This is a genomic window from Pseudoalteromonas sp. CH_XMU1449-3, assembly GCF_037027245.1.
GTDB classification, from domain to species: Bacteria; Pseudomonadota; Gammaproteobacteria; order Enterobacterales; family Alteromonadaceae; genus Pseudoalteromonas; species Pseudoalteromonas shioyasakiensis.
Window position 1 is genome coordinate 154,411 of the sequence record NZ_JAYMDY010000008.1, and the last position, 20,164, is coordinate 174,574.

Sequence of the window (20,164 nt, forward strand, 5' to 3'; positions counted from 1 at the left end):
CTTACCAATACGTAAACGTCACATTTTTAAATAAATATTAACCGATTGAACGCGTTCTATATTGTAATTTTACTGTTTCGCTTCTATCGTTAGAAAGATACTAAAAACAACAATTTGATCACAAAACAACCCGTTACAGGGGGATGAACACAATGATAAAACGATCGCTTTTTGTTAAAAACAAAATAGCTTTGGGACTCGCGGCGGCTACACTCGGACTCTCAAGCACATCTTTGCATGCGGCAAACTTTGAGTTAGGTGACTTCGATATACGTTTTGACTCTAACTTCTCTTATGGCCAAAGCATTCGTGTTGAAGACCGAGATTTTCAACATATAGGTAAGAGTAATAATCCTTCATTTGACTGGACGGGTTATCATTCTGCTTTAAATCCAATTTATTCTTCTGCTGATGTATGGAACCAACCAGGTGCATACTCAAATAATGGTGATGCAGGTAACCTCAATTTTGATAGTGGTGATTCATTCTCAAAATTATTAAAAGGTAACCATGAGTTATCAATCAGCAAAGATAATTTTGGTTTCTTCACTCGCTTTATGTACTTTTACGACTTTGCCTTGATGGATGGTGATTACGCTTATAGCAACCCAACATCAGGTAACAAAGTAGACCCATGTGACGATGACGACACAAAAGAACAAGTGTGTGCTGATTTACGTTTACTAGACGCTTATGTTTGGGCAAACTTTGATTTAAATGAAGGCCGTAACCCGCTGTCTATTCGTTTAGGCCAACAAGTTGTGAACTGGGGTGAGAGTACCTTGATTTCTCATGGTATTAACGTTAACCCAGTTGATATCGATCGTTTAAAAGCGCCAGGTGCAGAGTTAAAAGAAGCTTTCATACCTGTTGGTATGCTTTGGGCATCACTAGGCATCACAGATAATTTAACGCTAGAAGGTTTCTACCAATATGAATGGCATGAAACACGTCTTCCAGCGGCTGGTACATACTTCTCGACGAACGATTTCGCGTCAGAAAATGGTTATCAGCAAAATATTCAATTGGGCTTCACGTCTAACCCGGATATTGATTTAGCATTCTTAACTGAAAGCTTAAATAATTTAGATGACATTGTTCGCTCGCAAGGTGTTGATCCTACATCAGCACAAGGCCAAGCAATGATGGCGCAAATGTACTTAGCTTACCCAACCAAAGTGGCGTTAAAAGGCAAAGGTGGTGCAGGTAAAAACGAGCCAGACGATGGTGGCCAGTATGGTTTACGTTTAGGTATGTACTTACCTGAATTAAACGACACTGAAGTGGCGTTATACCACATTAACTATCATAGCCGTCGTCCGGTAATTTCTGGTCAGGTATCAAACTTCACTGATGCGGCAATCGCTGCTGATATCGGTATGTTATTAACAACAGATATCACAGAAGATAATGTAACTAATCTTCAAGCATTCACTAAAGGCCAGTTAGAATACCCTGAAGATATTAAACTGTACGGTCTTAGCTTCAACACATCTGTAGGCGAAACGGCACTTGCTGGTGAATTTGCATTCCGCCAAGATGAGCCTCTGCAAATTGATGACGTAGAGCTGTTATATGCGGGTATGCCTGAGCAATTAGCAGTTGCAGGTATTCGTCCTGACTTTGCTGGTATTTCACAAATGAGCCCAGGCGATGCTACAAGCGTTGTCGGCCCTGGTGAAGTAGCACAAGGTTTTATCCTACGTAACACTGCACAATTACAATTTACAGCAACACACCTATTTGGCCCTTCACTTGGAGCTGATAGCTGGGCGGTAGTTGGTGAAATTGGTGGTGTACGCATTAACGATATGCCAGATTACGATGAGCTTCGTTTAAATGTTGCTGGTACTGGTCGAAGCGGTATTATGCAAGGCCCATTAAGTGATGATTATTCAACACTGCACTTAGGTCTTTCTAATGGTCCTGAAACGAACCCGTTCCCAACGGCTTCTGCGTGGGGTTATCGTTTAATTGCGAAAGGTGATTATTATAACTTCTTCAGTGGTGTTAACTTCTCACCACGTTTTGTGTTCTCGCACGATGTGAATGGTATTACACCTGATCCAATGTTCTTATTTGTTGAAGACCGTAAATCGCTCGGTGTTACCATGAACTTCAACTATCAAAATGCGTGGTCGTTCGACTTTAGCTACAACTCATTCTGGGGTGGTGGCGCAACGAATACTTTCTCTGACCGCGATTATGTATCTTTCAATATTAAATATTCAATCTAAGGGTAAATTATGATTATTAGAAAACCTACCCTCATTGCTGCAGCATTTTGTGGCGTTTTCGCAAGCTCAAGTGTACTTGCAAAAATTACCGCTGATGAAGCGGCACGTTTAGGTAAAGATTTAACACCTATTGGCGCAGAAAAAGCTGCGAATAAAGACGGTTCTATCCCAGCTTGGGATGGTGGTATTACAACACCACCTGCTGGTTATAAACCGGGAATGCATCATCCTGATCCGTTTGCTGATGATAAAATCTTATTCACGATTGATAAATCGAATGTAGCTGAGTACAAAGATTTCTTAAGCCCAGGTCAAATTGAATTATTCAATACCTATCCTGATACGTTTAAGATGAACATCTATCCAACTCGTCGTAGCGCGTCTTATCCTCAGTTTGTATATGATGCAACTAAAAAGTATGCAACGACAGCTGAGTTAGTAGAGGGCGGTAACGGTATTAAAAATACCGCTGTGGGTGTTCCGTTCCCAATCCCTAAAGATGGCTTAGAAGCTATTTGGAACCACTTATTACGTTTCCGTGGTTTATCAATAGAGCGTTCTGGTGGCCAAGCTGCACCAACAGCATCTGGTTCATATAATTATGTAGGTTTTGATGAGCAACTGTTAGTTGAGTATTCATCACCTGAAGCAACGCCTGAAAAGCTACAAGAATCTAATATCTTGTTTAAGTTTAAGCAAAAAGTAACTGAGCCAGCGCGTCTTGCTGGTACTGCGTTACTAGTTCATGAAACAATGGACCAAATCTTAACGCCACGCCAAGCATGGACATACAACTCAGGTCAGCGTCGTGTTCGTCGTGCACCTAATGTTGCCTATGATGCACCGGGAACAGCTGCTGATAGCTTACGTACGACTGATGACTTTGATATGTTCAACGGTTCTCCAAATCGTTACAACTGGACATTAAAAGGTAAGCAAGAGCTTTATATTCCTTATAACAGCTATAAGCTTCACAGTGACAAACTAAGCTACGATGATATTCTGCAAGCAGGTCATATCAATCCTGAACATGTTCGTTATGAAAAACACCGTGTTTGGGTTGTTGAAGCGAACCTGAAAGAGGGCACGCGTCATATCTATAAAAAACGTGTTTTCTATATTGATGAAGATAGCTGGCAAGTTCATGTAACGGATATCTATGATAACCGTGATCAAATGTATCGTGTAGCGATGGCGCATGGTCTTAACTACTATGAAGTACCAACTCATTGGAGTACGTTAGAAGTTTACCATGACCTTAACTCTCGTCGTTATTTAGCAATTGGTTTAGACAACCAAGAAAAAATGTATGATTTCTCACAATCATTCAACGATAACGAGTTTACTTCAAGCGCATTACGCCGCGAAGGTCGTTAATCAAATTAAGGCACCTGACCCCAGGTGCCTTTTGCAATTCGCGTAAGTCATCAGTACACGCAATAGATTTCTCAGTGGCTTTTTTGACTTCTCTTTTTATTTTTTCGAAGGCGATTTATCTTTATGAAGTATTTGCTTTATGCCTGTCTTGCTTATAGTGCTTCATGTTTTGCTCAAGACATGCCTATGCCGCAACAAGCGATTAGCGCTGTTAACGCAAACAAAACTCTTCTCACCGACATTGAACTAGCTGGCCCAAATCTCATTGCAGTTGGTAAACACGGTGTGGTTATCACAAGTACAGACGCTCAAACTTGGCAACAAGCCAGTGTGCCTACTCAAGTGCTGCTAACAGCCGTTGATTTTTATAATAACGATTTAGGCTGGGCATGTGGTCATGATGCAACCATCATTAACACAGTGGATGCAGGAAAAACCTGGCAGTTACAGCAATCTTTACCAAACATGGATAAGCCATGTTTAGATATTTTATTTACTACTGAAAAACATGGCTATGCAGTTGGTGCATACGGAATGTTTTTTGAAACTAACGATGGTGGCCAAACTTGGCAGAAACGTTTTTTAGATAGTTTGTTATTTGAAGAAGACCGTGAATACCTAAATGATTTAAAAGACAGTGACCCAGAAGGCTATGAAATTGAAACTGCTTCAATACTGCCGCATTTTAATCGCATCGTTAAAACCGATAAGAGTCTATTTCTAGCCGGTGAAATGGGTTTAATGGCACAAAGTTTCGACAATGGTCAAACCTGGCAGCGTCTTGAAGAGATCTATATGGGCTCTTTCTTTACGTTTGCGTCAACTGCGGATCAAGGTGGTGAAGACCTAGTTGCAGGCCTTCGAGGCAACATTTTCACTCGCCAAGCTGGCAGTGATCAATGGCAACAAATACCACACGACAATTATGCAACCGTGAATAGCGCGATTAAATACAACAACCAGTGGTTATTATTTGCCAACAGCGGGGTGATTTTCCAAATTGAAGATGGCCAATTATCAGAACAACAAATGGCCGATGGTAAATCGTTACTTGATGGTGTTGTGTTTCAAGACAAACTAGTTATGGCTTCAGAAAATGGCATTAAAGTGAAGGAGTTGAATCCGTAATGCGTGGTTTTTTAGATATTTTAGAAAGAGCGGTGTTTCGTCATCGCTTATTCGCAATTATTTCCTTTGCTTTGATCACTTGTTTCTTATTATTCAAAGCAACACAAATTCAATTAGACGCGTCGTTTAATAAAAATATTCCGCTTAATCATGACTACATGAAAGTTTACACCAAACATGAAAAACAGTTTGGCGGAGCTAACAGCATTTTGATTTCTGTCTGTGATGCAGATGGTGATATTTTTAATGAGGAATTTTTCACCCAACTTAAAGCAGTTCATGATCAGCTTTACTTTATTCCGGGTGTAAATCGTCCGTTAGTTAATTCAATCTTCGCACCGAGTGCGCGTTTTGTTGAAGTGGTTGAAGATGGTTTTGCTGGCGGTCCAATTATTCCAGCAAACTTTACCGCTGATAAACGTGGTCTTGCGGTTGTAAAAGAAAACATCGAAAAAGCAAAAGTCGTTGGCCGTATGATTGCCAGTGACTACTCATGTGCGATGGTGACAGCCCAGCTACTCGAAACTGATCCACAAACGCAAGAAAAACTAGATACTTTAGCCTTTGCTGAAAAGTTAGAAACACAAGTTCGTGAACCGCTAAGTACTGACAAGGTTAGTATTCATATTATTGGTTTTGCGAAAATGGCAGGGGATGTCGCAGAGGGGGCTAAAGGCGTACTGTTATTTTTTGCTATTGCCATTGCTTTCACATTCGTAATGGTTTGGCTGTTCTGCCATTCTTTAAAACTGACTATTTTACCAATTGCCTGTTCAATCATTGCTGTTGTTTGGCAGTTAGGCTTGCTTTCAAGCTTAGGCTTTGGTTTAGACCCTATGTCAATTTTAGTGCCGTTTTTAGTGTTTGCGATTGGTGTAAGCCATGGCGTGCAAATGATTAATGACATCGGTAAAAAAGTGTCTACGGGTAGTTCAACTCGGGTTTGTTGTCAGGCAAGCTTTAGAGCACTTCTGATCCCAGGTGGTATTGCACTGCTATCAGACACAATTGGTTTCTTAACCTTACTCACCATTGATATTGGTATTATTCGTGAACTTGCTATCACAGCGAGTTTAGGTGTAGCGGTAATTATTTTCACCAACTTAATTTTATTACCTGTATGGGCATCGTACATGCGTTTTGAAGGTTCTGTGCGTATTCAAGCAGGTACTCACACAGACAAACCAAATCTACTAGACAAGTTACGCGAGCTATTAGTAAAAGCGACTGATCGTAAAACAGCTGGTTTTATTATCGTCTTTACGGCTGTGTTATTTGTAGTGGGTTACTGGCAAGCTGACAAAATGCGTATTGGTGACTTACATGCTGGTGCGCCATCTTTGCACCAAGATGCCCGCTATAACCAAGACACCTTTTTGATTTCTGATAAATACACCATTTCATCAGATATCCTAAAAGTGATTGTAGAAGCGTATCCTGCTGCGTGTACTGAGCATGATGTTATGGAGCGTATTAGTCGTTTCCAATGGCAGATGGAAAACGTTGCAGGGGTACAATCTGCTGTGAGCTTAAGCTCAGTTGCGCAATCTGTGAACGCCGGCTTCAACGAAGGTAACTTAAAATGGCAAAGCTTGCCGCGCAATACGGCAAGTTTAGTGCAAGCTACTTCACGGGTTGAAACAAGCTCAGGTTTACTTGATGGAAACTGCTCTGTAATGCCTGTGATTATTTTCTTAAATGACCACAAAGCAGAAACAATTGACCATGTGGTAGCTAAAGTTAAAGAGTTTGCTAAGGCTGAAGAAACCGATGAATTAAAGTTTAAACTAGCGTCAGGCCCTGTCGGTGTAATGGCTGCAACGAACGAATCGGTATCGGCTGCACAGCTACCGATGATGCTTTACGTTTACGGCGCCGTAATCCTGCTATGCTTAATTAGCTTTAGAAGTGTTAAGGCAACGGTCGCGGTTGTATTACCTCTGTACATCGTATCAACCTTAGCGCAAGCGTTGATGGTACAACTTGAAATAGGTTTAACAGTGTCGACATTACCAGTTATCGCTTTAGGTGTTGGTATTGGTGTCGATTACGGGATTTACATACTTTCATCAATGATGGGGCAGCTAAAACAAGGTGTGGCACTCGAAGTGGCTTATCGTAATGCATTAGCAGAGCGTGGTAGTGCAGTGCTGTTCACAGGTATTACCTTAGCCATTGGTGTTAGCACATGGATTTTCTCTGATCTGAAGTTCCAAGTGGATATGGGTATTCTGCTAACCTTCATGTTTTTGGTTAACATGTTGGGTGCAGTACTACTTTTACCTGCAATTGGTAGCTTCCTCTGGACTGACCAGAAAAAATAATGTGAATAATTGTGCTCCAATATGGCCAGTAATGGCCATTTATATCTATATTTTGTGAATAGATGACCAAATAGCTGAAAAGCTTAAAATGATTTCATCGAAAAGGCTGTTTATTAGCTGTAAAAGAGTTAGAATTTACCTGACTCCACGCTAATAAATGGCTGTACAAATATTCTACTAATCGATAAGTAGTATAGATTAAGGAACATACAATGACACGAAATGAAGGGCAAGCCTCGGTTATCTTAGATAATGTCTGTAAGCTGATCCAGAAAAAAGTTCACGCTGATAATGTGTTACTCGTTGAGAAATTCGCCAAAGCCTTGTACAGCAATATGTCTAAAGAGGATTTGGCTCATCGCAACGATAGTGACTTATATGGCGCTGCACTAAGCCTATGGAACTCGCTAGAAAAAAATAATTCTGATGACGCGGTTGTCCGTGTTTTCAATCCTGAAGTAGCAAAAGATGGCTGGCAGTCATCGCACACTATTGTTGAAATCATCGCGAAAGACATGCCTTTCCTCGTTGATTCTGTGCGTATGGCCATGACCCGCGCAAACATCGCTTCTCACTTATTACTTCACTCTCCGCTGAAAATCCAACGTGATAAAAATGCTAAAATCACGGGTATTTCAAGCTTAAAAGCAGAGCAAGAATCAACGTCGACAAAAACTGTGTTCTTTATCGAAATTGATCGTCAAACAGATGCAAAAGTAATTGAGTCTTTCAAAAAAGAACTTGAGTCTGTGTTAGTTGACGTATCTATCGCTGTAGAAGATTGGCAGCCAATTCGTGAAAAGCTAATTGCGGTAACGAAAGACTTACCTAAACGCCACCATAATAATAACGAAAGCGAAGTTGCAGAAACGGTAGAGTTTTTAGACTGGTTAGCTAAAGATAACTTTACGCTAATGGGTTACCGTGAGTATGAACTTTCGCCAGTGCAAGGTGATTACCAGTTAAAAGGTAAAAAGGGCACTAGCCTTGGTCTAATGAAAAACACAGACGAAGAGCATAGCCGCTTACTTTCTGAGTTACCTGAAGTAGCGCGCCAAGAAGCGCGTAGCAGCAACTTATTAATTTTAACGAAAACAAATTCAGTGTCTCGTGTACATCGACCTGCATACATCGACTACGTGGGTATTAAGCGTTTTGATGATGAGGGCAACGTAATTGGTGAAGACCGTTTCCTTGGTTTATTCTCATCAAGCTTTTACAACAACAGCGCCGCTGATGTACCTGTACTGAAAAGTAAGATTAACCGCATTATGGAAATGTGTGACTTTGCTAAAGGCACCCATGCATACAAAGCGGTATTAAATATTTTAGAAACGTATCCACGTGATGAGCTTGTGCAAGCACGTGAAGCTGAACTACTTGAAGTTGCCATGGGTGTATTACAAGTACAAGAGCGTGATATGTGCCGTATTTTTGTGCGTAAAGACGCATATGGCCGTTTCTTCTCTTGCATGGTATATGTTCCGCGTGAGCGCTATAACACGGCACTACGTCGTGAAACGCAACGTATCTTAGCCAATGCATTTAATTCTGACGATAAAGTCGAATTTACTACTTTCTTCTCTGAGTCAACATTAGCCCGTACACATTACACGGTGCGTGTGACTGACAATAATATTGAATATAACGTGAAAGACATCGAAAACAACCTAATTGAAGCTGCCCGTACTTGGGAAGATAGACTCCAATCTGCACTACTTGAAAGCGCAGGTGAAGCACGCGGTAAAGAACTAAACCGTAAATATGCACAAGCGTTTGCAAGTGCGTATAAAGATCAGGTTTTACCAAGTGCAGCGGTTGTTGATATTGAAAAGCTAGAGCTTCTGAATGACGAGAACAAACTTGAGATGTTGTTCTACCGTCCACAAGAAGAAGCAAACACAAATGTTGTTCGTTTAAGCTTATTCCATAAAGATGTGCCAATCCACTTATCTGACGTAATGCCGATGTTAGAAAACTTTGGTTTACGCGTAGTGGGTGAAACGCCTTACTCTGTGAAAACGACTGACGGTAAAGTTAATTGGATCATGGACTTCACCATGCTAATTGACAACAAGGGCATTGCTGACTTTGATAAAGTCTCAGCGCGTTTCCGTGCAGCGTTAACGAACGTGTGGAATAACCGTTTAGAAAATGATGGTTTCAACCGTTTAGTATTAATGGGTGGCTTAACAGGTCGTGAAGCGTCTATTCTTCGTGCCTACGCTAAATACATGCGTCAAATTGGTGTAACTTTCTCGCAAACTTACATCGAAAGCACATTTGCAAATTACCCACACATTGCATCTCAAATCGTTAACTTATTCACTAAAAAGTTCTCAGTTAAGAACCCTGGTAGTGAAAAGACACTTGAGAAGCTAGTTGCACAAGTTAATCTTGAACTAGAAAACGTAGCAAACCTAGATGATGACCGTATCATCCGTTTATACGTTGATATGATCAATGCAACTCTTAGAACGAACTTCTTCCAAAAAGAAGCTGATGGCCAATTTAAGTCATATGTATCGTTCAAAGTTCAGCCTTCTATGATCCCAGAAATGCCATTACCACTGCCTGCGTTTGAGATCTTTGTATACTCGCCGCGCGTTGAAGGTGTGCATTTACGTGGTGGTAAAGTTGCTCGTGGTGGTTTACGTTGGTCTGACCGTCGTGAAGACTTCCGTACTGAAGTACTGGGTCTTGTTAAAGCACAACAAGTTAAAAACACGGTTATCGTGCCAGTCGGTTCGAAAGGTGGTTTCGTATGTAAACAGCTACCGACAGACCGTGAAGCATTCTTCAAAGAAGGCCAAGAGTGCTACAAGATTTTCATCCGTGGTTTATTAGATATCACAGATAACATTGAACGTGGTGAGATTGTGCCTCCAGTTGATGTTGTTCGTCATGATGAAGATGACCCGTATTTAGTTGTTGCTGCCGATAAGGGTACTGCGACTTTCTCTGATATCGCTAACGGCATCGCAAATGAATATAACTTCTGGCTAGGTGATGCATTCGCATCAGGTGGCTCAGTAGGTTACGACCACAAGAAAATGGGTATCACTGCAAAAGGTGCGTGGGAATCTGTTAAGCGCCATTTCCGTGAAATGGATATTGACTGTCAAACAACTGATTTCACTGTTGTGGCAATCGGTGACATGGCGGGTGACGTGTTTGGTAACGGTATGTTGCTTTCTAAGCACATTCGCTTACAAGTAGCGTTTAACCACATGCACATCTTTGTTGATCCAAACCCAGATGCAGCGACATCTTACCCAGAGCGTGAGCGTTTATTTAATCTACCGCGTTCTTCTTGGGAAGATTACAACAAGGACCTCATTTCTCAAGGTGGTGGTATTTTCTCTCGTGCGGCTAAATCAATTAGCTTAAGCCCAGAAATGAAGAAAATGCTTGGCACTAAGAAAGCGAGCATGACACCTAACGAGTTAATCAAAGCAGCTCTAATGATGGAGTTTGATTTACTTTGGAATGGTGGTATCGGTACTTACATCAAGAACTCTAAAGAGACTGACGCTGATGTGGGTGACCGCGCGAATGATGCACTTCGTATTAACGGTTCTGAGCTTGGTGCGAAGATCCTAGGTGAGGGCGGTAACTTAGGTGCGACTCAATTAGGTCGTATCGAATTTGCGGCTAAAGGCGGTCGTGTTAACACTGACTTCATCGATAATGTAGGTGGGGTTGCGTGTTCAGATAACGAAGTAAACATCAAAATCTTACTTAATGGCCTAGTTGCTGAAGGTGACTTAACACGTAAACAGCGTGATGAGTTACTTTATTCAATGACTGATGAAGTGTCTGAGTTAGTATTAAAAGACTGTTATCGTCAAACGCATACCTTATCGATTACTCAATCAAAAGGTACGTCTACGCTTAAAGAAAAAGTACGTTTCATCCATGCCCTTGAAAAAGATGGCAAGCTTAACCGTGCAATTGAGTTCATCCCAACGGATGAAGAACTTGCAGAGCGCGCAGCAGCGGGTAAAGATTTAACTCGTCCAGAGCTTTCTGTACTTGTTTCTTACGCGAAGATGGTATTAAAAGAGTCTCTAGTGGTTGATGAAATCACTGAAAACCCTTACTACCGTCAGTTATTAGTTAAGTCGTTCCCAGTGCCACTTCGTGAGAAGTTTAACGATGCAATGGATAACCACCCACTTCGTAAAGAGATTATCGCAACGAAACTTGCAAACAACATCGTTAACGATATGGGTCTTAACTTTATGGTTCGTATGCACGAAGAAACAGGTGCTAACGAAGCTGAAATCGCACTTTGCTACTCAATTGCAAAAGAAGTGTTCCAGATGCCAGAAACATGGTCATCAATTGTTGCACTTGATAATAAGATCCCAGCAGCTGTACAAACAGAAATGCTATATCAATTACGTCGTACGGTTCGTCGTGCAACACGTTGGTTCTTACGTCATCGCAATAAAGCACAAACGATTGAGCAAGCAATTGAATTCTTTGCACCAACATTTGCTGATTTAAGTGAAAACTTAAACAGCTACATGGTTGAAAAAGAAAGCGAGCGCCTAGTTAAAGCGGCAGATAAGCTAATTGACAGCAATGTACCAAAAGCACTTGCAACACGTATTGTGTCACTATCAAGCTTATTCTCTGTAATGGACTTAGCTGAAATCGCTAACAATTCAGAGCGTAGCATTGATATGGTTTCTAATACCTACTTCAAGCTAGGTGCGCGTATGGGCTTACATTGGTTCCTTGACCAAATCACCAACCAACCAGTTGCGAACCACTGGCAAGCACTTGCTCGTGCTTCTTACCGTGAAGAGCTGGATTGGCAACAACGTACATTATCAGCTGTGGTACTTAATAGCTTTGCTGCAGACAGCAAAGACATTGATGCACAAATTGATGAGTGGATGGATAACCAAGATCTACTATTACAACGTTGGAAGCAGATGCTATCTGAGTTCAAAACATCGCAAAGCCATGATTTTGCGAAGTTCTCAGTGGCACTTCGTGAACTAATGTTGTTAAGCCACAACTGTGACACTTCCAAATAAGTGAAAAGTCGTTAAAATACATACCCCAGCTCGCTGGGGTATTTTTTTGCCCTTAATTTGCAATGGTCCGTTTATAAACGGCTACCTTGTTTATTTTTACCTAAGGAACAAACCATGTTTTATGATCTAGCTCGCCGTTTTATGTTTACCCGTGATGCGGAGTGGGCTCATGAATTTGCACTTAATAATTTACGCCGATTTGCTCATACGCCATTGAGTGCTGCGTGGTCTCAATCTGTCCCTAATAAACCCGTTAATTTTTTAGGTTTAGAGTTTAAAAATCCAGTAGGTTTAGCGGCAGGCTTAGATAAAAATGCCGAGTGTATTGATGCATTTTCGCAAATGGGTTTTGGTTTTGTTGAAGTAGGTACTGTTACACCACGTCCTCAAGCGGGTAATGACAAGCCGCGTATTTTCCGCTTACCTGAATCAAATGCGATTATTAACCGCATGGGCTTTAACAATAAGGGCGTTGATAACCTAGTTAACAATGTTAAAGCAGCGAAATACGACGGTATTCTAGGTATTAATATTGGTAAAAATAAAGATACACCAAACGAGCAGGGTAAAGATGATTACATTCACTGTATGCGTAAAGTATTTGAGCATGCATCGTATATCACAGTAAATATTTCTTCACCGAATACCCCAGGTCTTCGTGATTTACAATACGGCGAAGCGCTTGATGACTTATTGCAAAGCTTAAAGAATGAACAACTTGATCTAGTTGCTAAACATAACAAGCAAGTGCCTATGCTAGTTAAGATCGCCCCTGATCTTGATGAAGTACAAATCGGCCAAGTTAGTGAGTCATTGATCAACAATAAGATCGATGGTGTTATTGCTACAAACACCACACTTGAGCGTGCAATGGTCCAAGGTCAACAATACGCAAATGAAGCGGGTGGTTTATCAGGCCAGCCTGTCCGTCAGCGTTCAACCCACGTGGTTAGTGAACTTAAGCGTTTAACCGAAGGTAAACTACCTATTATTGGTGTGGGTGGTATTGACGATGCTGATTCGGCAAAAGAGAAATTTGCAGCAGGTGCAGACCTTGTACAAGTTTACACTGGTTTCATTTATAAAGGCCCAGAATTGGTAAAAACGATCCTTAACAGCTTATAAGGATCAGTTATCTAAGCAATTGATCATTAATAAAATGTTCTAAGAAATCATTTTATTAATGGTCTGCTTTAGTTATAATTTGTGATTATGCGCACAGTATTTATTCGTTAGGGAGGAGACATGTTACAAGCATCTAAGCAATGGAAATGGCTTGCTTGTGCAAAAAATAATCGTCTTTTGGTTGACCTAGACCAAGATATGCAACTGTGCACGCCTTACAAACTTCGCCAACTCACCGATGCTGTTTTACAAGAGCCTAACTTTAGCCTTGAAGACGCTGCATTTTATCAGCAAGTTTATCAATACCTCGAAACTTTCTCACTATGGAACCCTGCAGAGCTTTGCCAAATCGCGCTAAATGCTACTGCGGTCAAATTTCATTTAAAGCCAGTACTTGCAAAAAGTTGGTTCTTTCATGAGTATCATGGTAGCCAACCAAGTGTCGAAGCTGTAGTGAAGTTGTGCTCACAGGCACAAGAAGGTGAGTTTTTGATTGTTGATCACTCAAGCGAAGCCTCAGTGTGTATTAACCTAAGCCAACACTTTCAACTAGACGAAAACCTTTCTCTTGAACAGTTTGAGGCTATTAAGGTTTTAAATAACCGTATCCATCCTGTTTATATTCAACAAAAACAGTTTAAATCTGCCTAGGGCGTGTTGACCTTTGTGAATTGAAATTTGTTCACTTTAGGAGCGATTTAATCGCCGCGAGAGATTCGTAACCTAGTGAGCTAAGTAAAAATCCAGCTAATATCCCTGCAAATGTTGGCGTTTTTGTTCGCCAAGCTATGCTATAATCCTGCGCAATTAGCATTTAAGGGTTTTTACTTTGCAATTTATCGCACTTACTTCTATCGGAATAGAAAATTTACTTGTTGATGAGCTTACAGCACTAGGTGCAGAAGTCTCAAAACAAACCGTGGGCTCTGTACGTTTTGAAGCAGATAGCTTATTAGCACAAAAGATTTGTTTATCGAGCCGTTTTGCGACTCGTATCATGATGCTGATAGAAGAAAAGGAAGGCGTAAAAGACAAAGACAGCCTTTATCAATTTGCGCGCTTGCAGCCTTGGCAGGAGTGGTTTGGCCCTAAACAAACCTTTGCTGTTGACTTTAGTGGTACTAATAACGATTTAAAAAATACGCAATTTTCAGGTCTAGTTGTAAAAGATGCGATTGTTGATTATTTCGCGGATTTATTCGAGCAACGTCCTGATGTTGATAAATACAATGCCAATGTACGTGTTGTAGCAAGGTTGAATCGTCAAGGTGTTGCGCTTTATATCGATTATTCAGGCCCGCGTTTATCTGAGCGTGGTTATCGTCAAGATCAAGGCAAAGCGCCGATTAAAGAGCATTTAGCTGCAGCCCTTGTAAAACGAAGTGGTTGGCTTGAAAACGTACAACAACCTTTATTCGATCCATGCTGTGGTTCGGGTACCATTTTAATTGAAGCCGCAAGCATGGCACGCAATGAAGCGCCGGGCTTATTCCGTGAAGGCTTTGCCTTTGAGCGCTTGCCTAGTTTCCGTATTCAAAAGTACAAAGAATTAAAAGCAGAACTAACTGCACAAATTACAGATCCTAAACTTTGGCTTATTGGCCATGATATTGACGCCAGTGTGATTTCAAAAGCGCAAGAAAACGCAGAGCGTGCTGACCTTGGTAATGTGATTAAGTTTAAACAAAGTGATGCCACTAAGTTAACCTCAGTTGCGAAACTACCTGGTGTGGTGATTTCAAACTTACCTTATGGCGAACGTTTAGGCTCAATGGCTGAGCTGGTTAACTTACACCGTAGCTTAGGTGTTGGCTTCAAAAAGCACTTTAATCATTGGAAACTTGCTTTACTTGGCACTGACGAAAGCTTATTTAAGTTATTAAAGTTAGTTAAGTTAAAACGCTATAAGTTTAAAAATGGCCCGTTAGATGTTGTATTAAATCTTTACCAACTTGACGATAAACAAGTAGAACTTAGCAAAGAAGATAAGCCGGCTCTTAATTTTGAAGGTTCAACAGCCTTTGCAAACCGTTTAAAGAAAAATAAGCAAAATTTAAAGAACTGGTTAAAGCAAAATGAAGTAAGCTGCTACCGTGTTTATGATGCGGATATTCCAGAATATAACGTAGCTGTTGATGTATACGATGATTCAGCGGTTATTTTTGAATATGCTGCACCGAAAGAAATCGATGACAATACGGCTCAAAAACGTTTGCAAGATGTGATCAGCTTGACCGCTGATCAGTTAAAGATAGCACCAGAAAATATTGCAGTTAAAGTGCGTAAAAAGCAAAAAGGTGAAGAGCAATATACCAAGGTAGCAAAACAAAATCGTACTCAAGTAGTTGAAGAGTTTGGCGCTAAATTCAAAGTAAACTTATTTGATTATTTAGATACTGGTTTGTTTTTAGATCACCGATTAGCTCGTCGTTATATCCAACAAAACGCACAAGGCAAACGTTTCTTAAACTTGTTTGCTTATACAGGCAGCGCATCTGTGCATGCTGCTGTGGGTGGTGCTAAAGCCATTACCACCGTTGATATGTCAAAAACCTACTTAAAGTGGGCGCAAGAAAACTTTGCTCTGAATGATATCAGTAATACCCGTTATCGTTTTGAGCAAGCAGACTGCTTGAAGTGGCTTGAGTATGCACAAGGCCAATATGATTTAATTTTCTTAGATCCACCGACGTTCTCAAACTCAAAACGTATGAAAGATGCGTTTGATGTACAACGCGACCATATCAAACTACTTACCTGGGTTAAGAAAATTTTAAGCCCGAACGGTACGCTTATATTCTCAAACAATAAGCGTGGCTTTAGCATGGATGAAGTAGGGCTAATGGGTCTGGGTTTAAAAGCAGAAAACATTTCTGACAAGACTTTATCACCAGATTTTAAACGTAATAAGCAAATTCATAATAGCTGGCTTATTACCCATGGCTAACTTTACCCTGTACCACACTGATGGCTGTCATCTGTGTGAAATGGCCGATGAATTATTAATTGCTACAAACGCTTCGTTTGTAGCAAAAGATATTATGGACAGTGAACAGCTGATTGAACTTTACCAAACCAGTATTCCGGTTGTGGAATCTCATCAAGGCAAGAAATTATTTTGGCCTTTTGATGCTGAGCAATTAGCGCAATTTATTGCTGATAATAAATAATAAGAGTAGTAATCACGATGGATTTAATCAGAATAGCCAAAGCTCAACTCGCTTATGGTACGCATCCACTACTAGATGATGCCGATGCCGTTATTGAGTCAGGTGAGCGTGTTTGTATCGTTGGTCGAAACGGTGCAGGTAAATCAACACTACTAAAAGTGCTTGATGGCCAAGTGACATTGGATGATGGCGAAATCAACCAATTAGGCGGTATTCGCATTTCTCGTTTAGAGCAAGATCCACCAAAAGGGGCGGCAGGCTCAGTATTTGATTATGTCGCGCAGGGCATGCCTGACATTGCTAACTTACTGATAGAATATCACCAAGTTAGTAATCAAATGCAAACAGACTATAACGATAAATTGCTTAACAAATTAGAGCGTTTATCTAATCAATTAGAAACCGTTGATGGCTGGCGTTTTGATACCCGTATTCAGCTCGTTTTATCTCGTTTAGAGCTAGACCCAGAAGCCAAGCTTGAATCATTATCGGGTGGTTGGTTACGTAAAGTTGCTCTTGCACGAGCCTTGGTTAGTGAACCCGATTTACTGCTACTTGATGAGCCTACCAACCACTTAGATATGAGTAGTGTTATTTGGCTTGAGCAATTTTTAAAAGAGTTTAAAGGCGGCATCGTTTTTATTTCTCACGACCGTGCATTCATTCGAGCAGTTGCAACCCGTATTCTTGATTTAGACCGTGGTAAGCTGGTTTCATACCCTGGCGATTACGCGACGTACCTTGAACAAAAAGCGCATGATCTAAAAGTAGAAGAAACACAAAACGCATTATTTGATAAGCGCTTAGCAGAAGAAGAAGCGTGGATCCGCCAAGGTATTAAAGCACGTAGAACGCGTAATGAAGGCCGTGTACGTGCTTTAAAAGAGTTACGTAAAGAGCGTAAGCAGCGTGTTGATCAGGTAGGTAAAACCGATTTCAATATTGAAACAGCAGATCGTTCAGGTAAATTAGTATTCGAAGCGAAAAACATCTGTCATGCATTTAAAGATAAAGTCATCGCAAAAGACTTTTCAACCCTTGTTATGCGTGGCGATCGTGTTGGCCTTGTTGGGCCAAATGGTATTGGTAAAACAACACTGCTTAAAATTTTATTTGGTGACCTAACAGCAGATAGCGGCAGTGTTAAGCAAGGTGTTAACTTAGAGTTTGCTTATTTTGATCAGTATCGTCAAAAGCTTGATGAAGAAGCTACAGTACAAGATAACGTAGCTGAAGGTAAGCAAGAAGTTATGATGGGCGGGCGCTCACGTCATGTGCTTGGTTACTTGCAAGACTTCTTATTTCCACCGGCAAGAGCGCGTACGCCAGTAAAAGCGCTTTCAGGTGGTGAGAAAAACCGCTTATTATTAGCAAAGTTATTTTTAAAGCCATCTAACATTATTGTTCTCGATGAGCCTACCAATGACCTCGATATTGAAACTTTAGAGCTTTTAGAAGAGATCATTAACCAATATCAGGGCACTGTACTGATTGTAAGCCATGACCGTGAATTTATTGATAATACTTGTAATTCTGTATGGGCATTTGAAGGTAACGGCAAGATCACCGATATTGTCGGAGGCTATAGCGACTATGAAGCGTATGCCGCTCATTTAGCTGAGCAAGAAAAACAACAACAGCAACAAATTAAGCAAGAAAAGCCGGCCGTTGTTAGCCAAGATAAAACACCAAAGAAAAGTAATAAACTCTCTTACAAATTAAAACTTGAATTAGAAGAATTACCCAGTAAAGTGGAACAACTTGAAAAAGCGTTAGACGCTCAGCAAGTTGTGGTTAATGACCCTGACTTTTTTAAGCAAGATGCTGCAATTACAACAGAAGCATTGAACCATTTAGCCGAGTTAGAGTCTGAGCTTGAAGTCGCTTTTGAGCGCTGGGAAGAACTCGAAGATTTAAAGAATCAGTAGTAAGGATTAAAATGAAATACAAATTACTCGCTGCCAGTATTTTAGCCACCCTAAGTACCTCAGCGATGAGCGCAACCTATAAATTAGAAGAATTAGGTGGAATTGATGGCGCTAAATTTAACTACGTAACAGATGTTAGTGAAAACGGTCACATCATAGGCTTAGCAAATGGCCTTTACAAATTACCCGTTGATGTCACTTATATCGATTTTACAGATTCGTCGATCAAAGATGCTTATGATACAGCTAAAAAGCAGTATGAACTCATTGATAAAGAAATTACATTCACGCTTGATGATATTGAGAATAACGATGCGGTAAATACAAATGCCGATGCTCATGCATTTATGGTAAGTTTTTTAACAGGTCGTTCAACTGACTCAGAATATCAAAAATTATCAAGTGCAATTACAACACTTTACACATCTGAAGGTGCTTCAGAACAAGTTTTATTTGATGAACAGTCTCTTGATTTTGATGGCTTAACACGCTCGACTTCTAATCTACTAAATGCTGTAACAGATGACGGTGTGATGGTTGGTTGGGGCAGTGCACCTTACGAAAAAACATCGTTCACTCAAACAGATGAAGACGAAGAAGAAACCCACTTTTTAAGAGACTTCATTAGCCGTGCAATTGTTATCAGCGAAGACGGTGTGAAAGTTGAAATAGCACCAGAGTTTGATGAGTATGGTGGTGTTAGCTCAGCAAATGATATTATCAAAACAGCAAATGGCTATGAAGTAGTAGGCACTGTCTCTACTGACATTGCGGTTGATCCACTGGATGATATTACTGATAACTGTGACGGAGAAGATGAACCAGTTTCAGACTGTGTAGAAGCGTACAACCGTACTTATTCAACGGGTATTTATAATAAACGTGCTGTTAAGTGGACATTAGACAGTAATCTAAACATCACCAATACAGAAATGTATGGCTTAGGTTTAACGCCTGAAGATGATGAAGATTTCGCGTTCCGTAGTAACGCACTTGCGATCAACGAAAATGGTTTAGTGGTTGGTACGTCTGATGTGCGTTATAAGAGTAATAGCACACGTATTACTATGCCTGTTATTTTCGAAAATGGTGAAGTAAAAGAATTTATCGACCAAGAAGATGATTGGATTTCAGGTCAGCCTTTAGCGGTTAATAATAACGATGTTATTGTTGGCTATGCGAGCAAGCGAATCGACGGTACAACGCGTACAAAATTTTTCTACTACGATAAAAATAGCGATAGCGTTGTTTTCCCAACGGATTACTTTTCAAGCTCAAGTTCATTAGCTAACGATATCAATGACAATGGTATTATTGTTGGTGAGGGCGAAACAGATATTTACAATACTTCTACCCGTCGTCGTGAAGGTTTCATGTACACCATTGGTGAAGATTCAGTTGTTAACTTAAACGATTTATTACCTTGTTATGAAGAAGATGGTGAGACTCGCTTTAAATACACGGTTGCTGAAGCGAAATCAATTAACAACAATAATGAAATCTTCGGTGTTGCGACTAAAACTGTTGAAAAGACAGATTCATTCGGTAACGTTGTAGTCGATGTTAATGGCAATATCGAATATGAAAGTGTCGCAGTGGCTGTTAAGTTAACACCAATTGATGGCAGTGTTGAAGAATGTCCTGCAGAAGAGATTGAACAATACGAGCGTCAATCAGCTAGCTTCCCTTGGTATGCATTATTGCTATTACCATTTGCAGCAGCACGTCGTGTATTTCGTAAGAAGTAATAATACCAACCCGCAATAATACTTAATTAAGCGGATTGGTATATTAGAGAGCTTTATGCAAAGCAAATAGCTTTCT

The 20,164-nt window shown here is 40.5% G+C and carries 11 protein-coding genes; all 11 read left to right on the forward strand.

The window, feature by feature from the left end:
* Positions 1-152: 152 nt before the first annotated feature.
* The 11 genes from WA256_RS11990 (at position 153) to WA256_RS12040 (ending at position 20,088) form a co-directional block, all read left to right on the forward strand.
* Entirely contained in the window at positions 153-2,237 is a 2,085-nt protein-coding gene (locus WA256_RS11990; protein ID WP_055022161.1) for a DUF1302 domain-containing protein, read from the forward strand.
* A 12-nt stretch (positions 2,238-2,249) separates the two neighbouring features.
* Positions 2,250-3,614, forward strand: coding sequence for a DUF1329 domain-containing protein (locus WA256_RS11995; protein ID WP_252948783.1), 1,365 nt, complete (start codon positions 2,250-2,252; stop codon positions 3,612-3,614).
* Positions 3,615-3,737: 123 nt separating this feature from the next.
* Positions 3,738-4,742: a WD40/YVTN/BNR-like repeat-containing protein gene (locus WA256_RS12000; protein ID WP_269408018.1), complete on the forward strand. Its 1,005-nt coding sequence runs from the start codon at positions 3,738-3,740 to the stop codon at positions 4,740-4,742.
* On the forward strand, positions 4,742-7,066 hold the full coding sequence (locus tag WA256_RS12005) for an efflux RND transporter permease subunit (RefSeq protein WP_335991735.1): 2,325 nt from the start codon (positions 4,742-4,744) through the stop codon (positions 7,064-7,066). Before WA256_RS12000 ends, WA256_RS12005 begins: the two co-directional genes overlap by 1 nt.
* 212 nt (positions 7,067-7,278) lie before the next feature.
* The gene (locus tag WA256_RS12010; protein WP_062564475.1) at positions 7,279-12,117 is read left to right on the forward strand and encodes an NAD-glutamate dehydrogenase; all 4,839 of its coding nucleotides are present in this window, start codon (positions 7,279-7,281) and stop codon (positions 12,115-12,117) included.
* Between the two features lie 114 nt (positions 12,118-12,231).
* Positions 12,232-13,242 carry a quinone-dependent dihydroorotate dehydrogenase gene (pyrD, locus tag WA256_RS12015; protein WP_054561585.1) on the forward strand — a complete coding sequence of 337 codons (1,011 nt, stop codon included), beginning with the start codon at positions 12,232-12,234 and terminating at the stop codon, positions 13,240-13,242.
* A gap of 120 nt (positions 13,243-13,362) precedes the next feature.
* Positions 13,363-13,893 carry a cell division protein ZapC domain-containing protein gene (locus WA256_RS12020; protein WP_055022164.1) on the forward strand — a complete coding sequence of 177 codons (531 nt, stop codon included), beginning with the start codon at positions 13,363-13,365 and terminating at the stop codon, positions 13,891-13,893.
* A gap of 178 nt (positions 13,894-14,071) precedes the next feature.
* Positions 14,072-16,189 carry a bifunctional 23S rRNA (guanine(2069)-N(7))-methyltransferase RlmK/23S rRNA (guanine(2445)-N(2))-methyltransferase RlmL gene (gene rlmKL / locus WA256_RS12025; RefSeq protein ID WP_335991738.1) on the forward strand — a complete coding sequence of 706 codons (2,118 nt, stop codon included), beginning with the start codon at positions 14,072-14,074 and terminating at the stop codon, positions 16,187-16,189.
* Complete coding sequence (locus WA256_RS12030) at positions 16,182-16,412, forward strand: glutaredoxin family protein (RefSeq protein WP_335991740.1); 231 nt, start codon at positions 16,182-16,184, stop codon at positions 16,410-16,412. Before rlmKL ends, WA256_RS12030 begins: the two co-directional genes overlap by 8 nt.
* A 17-nt stretch (positions 16,413-16,429) precedes the next feature.
* Positions 16,430-18,340, forward strand: a complete 1,911-nt coding sequence (uup, locus tag WA256_RS12035; protein WP_062564472.1) for an ATP-binding cassette ATPase Uup — start codon at positions 16,430-16,432, stop codon at positions 18,338-18,340.
* A gap of 11 nt (positions 18,341-18,351) precedes the next feature.
* On the forward strand, positions 18,352-20,088 hold the full coding sequence (locus WA256_RS12040) for a DUF3466 family protein (protein ID WP_335991743.1): 1,737 nt from the start codon (positions 18,352-18,354) through the stop codon (positions 20,086-20,088).
* The last annotated feature ends 76 nt before the right edge of the window (positions 20,089-20,164 follow it).

What these genes read in the sequence shown, in the direction of transcription:
- WA256_RS12040 (WP_335991743.1), top strand. Translation starts at nt 18,352, where the DNA reads ATGAAATACAAATTACTCGCTGCCAGTATTTTAGCCACCCTAAGTACC.
- WA256_RS12000 (WP_269408018.1), top strand. Translation starts at nt 3,738, where the DNA reads ATGAAGTATTTGCTTTATGCCTGTCTTGCTTATAGTGCTTCATGTTTT.
- WA256_RS11990 (WP_055022161.1), top strand. Translation starts at nt 153, where the DNA reads ATGATAAAACGATCGCTTTTTGTTAAAAACAAAATAGCTTTGGGACTC.
- WA256_RS12030 (WP_335991740.1), top strand. Translation starts at nt 16,182, where the DNA reads ATGGCTAACTTTACCCTGTACCACACTGATGGCTGTCATCTGTGTGAA.
- WA256_RS12005 (WP_335991735.1), top strand. Translation starts at nt 4,742, where the DNA reads ATGCGTGGTTTTTTAGATATTTTAGAAAGAGCGGTGTTTCGTCATCGC.
- WA256_RS12020 (WP_055022164.1), top strand. Translation starts at nt 13,363, where the DNA reads ATGTTACAAGCATCTAAGCAATGGAAATGGCTTGCTTGTGCAAAAAAT.
- WA256_RS12010 (WP_062564475.1), top strand. Translation starts at nt 7,279, where the DNA reads ATGACACGAAATGAAGGGCAAGCCTCGGTTATCTTAGATAATGTCTGT.
- uup (WP_062564472.1), top strand. Translation starts at nt 16,430, where the DNA reads ATGGATTTAATCAGAATAGCCAAAGCTCAACTCGCTTATGGTACGCAT.
- pyrD (WP_054561585.1), top strand. Translation starts at nt 12,232, where the DNA reads ATGTTTTATGATCTAGCTCGCCGTTTTATGTTTACCCGTGATGCGGAG.